This is a genomic window from Candidatus Symbiopectobacterium sp. NZEC135 (assembly GCF_025962695.1).
The window spans coordinates 1-759 of the sequence record NZ_JAGFPF010001038.1 but is presented as its reverse complement, the minus strand read 5'-3'; the positions used below and the strand labels follow the sequence as shown (position 1 = coordinate 759).

Annotated in this window: 2 protein-coding genes; both read right to left on the bottom strand. The window is 59.2% G+C overall.

Annotation, left to right across the window (positions count from 1 at the left end):
• Positions 1 to 372 (bottom strand): tripartite tricarboxylate transporter TctB family protein (locus J5224_RS32280; RefSeq protein ID WP_264629026.1); only part of this gene is annotated, 372 nt, incomplete at its 3' end.
• A 59-nt stretch (positions 373 to 431) separates the two neighbouring features.
• The coding region (locus J5224_RS32275; RefSeq protein WP_413544760.1) for an RraA family protein at positions 432 to 759 on the bottom strand (328 nt) is incomplete at its 5' end.

Sequence of the window (759 nt, the reverse complement as noted above, 5' to 3'; positions counted from 1 at the left end):
GAGTTTGGCTTCACGGCTGCCGATTGCGGCGGTAATCACCGTCAGCAGGCTGGCAACAATAATGCCCCACTGATCGACCAACAGGGCAAATAAAATCACCGCACCCAGCATCAATAGCGGAGCACGCAGCGTGAAACCGGCTTCATCGGGGGCGCGGCGACGTGGCGATGATAGCCAGGCACGCACGGCAATCAATCCCCCCAGCAGTACCAACAGTGCACCCAAAATGGTCGGCATGTAACCGGCACCCATTCTGGCGGCGGTGCCGAGCGTGTGTTCGGTGTTGGCAATGGCGATGGCACCTGCGCCAAGCAGGGCAATCGCGATGCCGGACAGGAATTCGCCCTGTATGCGTTTATGCGTTGCAGACATGGGTCTACCTCGTTTAATCATTTATTGTTTAAGCGTGATGTTGTAGCGATACCGGGGGATCACCACTTGCCGGGGGGCAGAATACCCGCTGCGTCACGCGCCGATGCGCCCTGTTCCAGCGCTTTCAACAGATGACTCTCTTTTTCTGCCGCTTGCAGCGCGCGATCCAGCACGGTCTGCGCAACATCACTGGGGACGATAATCACGCCATCGTTATCCGCCAGAATCAGATCGCCGGGCCTGACCTGAACGCCGCCGATATTGACCACATCGTTAAACGCCACCAGTTCCAGACGGCGCTTGCCGGTGCGCGGTGTGACGCTGCGTGACCAGACTTTCAACCCCGATTCGACGATGCTGCCGCTGTCGCGCACGGCACCGTCAACC